The sequence below is a fragment of the Nitrospinota bacterium genome, from assembly GCA_035528715.1.
In the GTDB taxonomy this organism is placed as follows: Bacteria; JADFOP01; JADFOP01; order DATKYB01; family DATKYB01; genus DATKYB01.
On record DATKYB010000151.1, the window covers coordinates 1 to 2833 of the forward strand.

Annotated in this window: 4 protein-coding genes; 1 reads left to right on the forward strand and 3 read right to left on the reverse strand. The window is 36.5% G+C overall.

The window, feature by feature from the left end:
• The 3 genes from VMW81_10515 to VMW81_10525 all read right to left on the reverse strand — a co-directional run.
• The coding region (locus VMW81_10515) for a CHC2 zinc finger domain-containing protein (protein HUU51372.1) at window positions 1–990 on the reverse strand (990 nt) is incomplete at its 3' end.
• Window positions 987–1184 carry a hypothetical protein gene (locus VMW81_10520; protein ID HUU51373.1) on the reverse strand — a complete coding sequence of 66 codons (198 nt, stop codon included), beginning with the start codon at window positions 1182–1184 and terminating at the stop codon, window positions 987–989. The genes VMW81_10520 and VMW81_10515, both read right to left, overlap by 4 nt.
• Window positions 1185–1353: 169 nt before the next feature.
• Window positions 1354–1545 (reverse strand): helix-turn-helix transcriptional regulator, encoded by a 192-nt coding sequence (locus VMW81_10525; protein HUU51374.1) that lies wholly within the window; start codon window positions 1543–1545, stop codon window positions 1354–1356.
• A gap of 86 nt (window positions 1546–1631) precedes the next feature.
• Between VMW81_10525 and VMW81_10530 the strand changes: the two genes are divergently transcribed.
• Window positions 1632–2657 (forward strand): hypothetical protein, encoded by a 1026-nt coding sequence (locus tag VMW81_10530; protein HUU51375.1) that lies wholly within the window; start codon window positions 1632–1634, stop codon window positions 2655–2657.
• The last annotated feature ends 176 nt before the right edge of the window (window positions 2658–2833 follow it).

Sequence of the window (2833 nt, forward strand, 5' to 3'; positions counted from 1 at the left end):
AGCCAGAAGCAGGATGTATAAATTAAGGGGCGTGATTCGAGGATATTTAAAGTAAAATTTATTGCAGATTCCAGATAAAAGCCCAAGCCCTGAAAACAGAATAAAGATTTCTGGGGCGTCCGTGATACGTGAAATCGAATCAATGTATAAATCAAGAAAATTGTTATTGATTTTCAGCTTGCCGCCTGGCAACTCAAAGCATGGCGTTTCTTCTGCAATCTCTTCAAGCTGCAATTTCAGGTCTTCATTGGTTTGGGAGTCGTGGCTGTTTATCCAGTCTGAGATGTCTGATCCTTCTTTATCCAGGCCGGGAAGCTCGATGATCTTCACCTCTTTGGCCCCTGCCTTCAAAATGCTGGCAGCCCGCTTTCTTGCTTCTCTTTCAGCTCCAACGTCCAGGCAGATCCTGACTTCTTTTCCTTTCAAGGATTGGGCAAATTCAGGCTTCCAGTTGCTCATTCCGAAAGGAGCAGTTGTTACTGTGAGTCCGAGTTTATGAACATTGTCAACATCCTTCTCGCCCTCTACTAACCATAAACTATTGGCTTTCATAACTTCCGGAAGTCTATAAAGAACCTGCCTTATGTCATTTAATTTTCTATCAGCCCTAAAAGTTTTGGGATTATATCTTATGATTTTGTAGAGCTGCTTTCCTTGTTCATCTAAATACGGATACGTGGCAACGATTACAGGCTTTTTAATTGCTTGCTTAACTATTTCCAGGCCGAATACTTTGGCAAGTTCTTTAATGGCCACTCCTTTTGTTACTCCATGCTTTTTCATATAATAAGTAATAATGTCCCCGCCCATCTTGCATTTACCATGACAATACCAGAGCCAGACTCCGGCTTTCTCATCGACTGTCATACTGGGAGAGGTGTCGTTGTGAAAAGGGCAAAGAGTTTTATTCCCATCGAATTTATGGCTTTCATGTTTCTCAAGATAATATCTTAAATTTTTCCCGATAAGCTCTTGAATGAGATCGCTCATTTCTTATTTTCCTTTATCTCTTCAACCTCGATTATGGTCCTGATCGTGTCCATGACCTGCCTGGCCTGGCGGCTTTTATCAGGAACAAAATCTCTAACATTGTCGATAATGTCCTGTGCCATTTGCTTGATATCCTCCAAATTCGGATGAGTATTTGGATAATGTTTTGCCCTTTTCAAGACTTCTGTTTTCATTTTTGCTGTGATTCCATTTGTTTCTCTAGGGCCTGCAAATCCACCCGGATACTGCCTCCGACCTTTGCGGCTTTGATCTTGCCAAGATCAACTAATCGCCTACAAGTCACGGGATGAATCCCGAGATATTCACTGCAAGTGCGAATTGAGATCCATCTTTTTTCCATTTTCATTCTTCGGGAAAGATAGCTTTTTCCTCTACACCTAATATGATTGATAACTTTTTTCTATCCTCTTTTTGCGGCTTTATGTATCCTCTTTCTATCCGCGAAATTTGTGATTGGCTTAGGCCTGCTTCTTGGGCCAATTGTTCCTGCGATTTTCCTAAGAAAAACCTGAGATATTTCAATTTATTTTTCATTTAATTATCACTTGCATAATTTATTATTCTATTATAATATGATGGTAATGCAATTACTAATCAAACCATGCAGCTAAGAGGGTAAAATGAATAGAAAAGATTTTTTATTATTATTAAAAGAGATACATACGCCTGATTATTTAAAGGGTAAACCTTTTGAGCAATATTCCGAAACTATAGAAACGTTCGGTAGGGAAAATTTTTACCCATCTGATTTTAGTAAGGCTATAAAACTTATGGAAAGATTTAGAATATCTTTCTCTGAGGAAGAAACATCAAGATTTTCTAAGCTAACTCCTCAAGATATTATCAGATCTAATTTCCTTTTAAAGAAAATCGATCCTTGGGTTAAGAATACACAAAAAAAAATATTTAATTCTATTAAACCACCGTTTAATTGGAATGAAGCTATTGAGTGGATTGAAAAAGAGGCTAAAAAATACATAAAAAACAAAGATGATATGGAAATAAATAAAGTTAAAGAGTTAAGAGAGGAATTAGGAAAAGAATTGGCGAAGGAATATAAAATCTTATCAGAAAAAATATATCTATTGCCATATGTTAAGAAGGATAATGAATGGGTCCAAAAGATTCATGCTATCGGCCTCAAATTATCTACTTTAGAGTGCGAAACCCGGAGAATGTCAAAAGCAACCGGATTCAATCAGGCCTCTTTAGTGATGTTTGTTTTAATTGGAATTAAACCGTTGCTTCCCAGATATAAAATTTCAATTAGTATTCCTGTTTATATCATGCCAAATAAGGAGCAAATAATCTCAAAGGAAGTTGAAATTGTATTTAGATGCAGAGATTTAAAATTTAGAGAGCTATATGAGATGTATAAGAAGATAAGAAAACAATTAAATATTGAAAGAGAAATACCATTAAAGGGAAAATCTGAACGCGTTAATGAATTAATAGAAGAATTAGGGCAGCCCCCTCTTGGCACTCGCGGGAAAAGAAATCAACGATATTGGGAGAAAGCGAAAGATTTATGGAATAACAGAAATCCGGATGAGCAATATTCAGATTGGAGGGGAATTGCCCAGCAATATGATAGGATAACAAAATTTTTAGAAAGGATCGAAAGATTAAATAAGCCTTCTTTTTAATGCTCTTTATATTTATGTCCAAATTATGATCAAAAAAGGACTGTCAACTTTTGCGACGTGTCTGACGCTGTTTTATGCTATAAATTGCTATAAATTGTTATAATGCCAAAATTCAGGAAAGTTCTGTAACTTGCTGATTTATATGGGGTAACAGGGGAGAAAAAATGGCGCGCCTA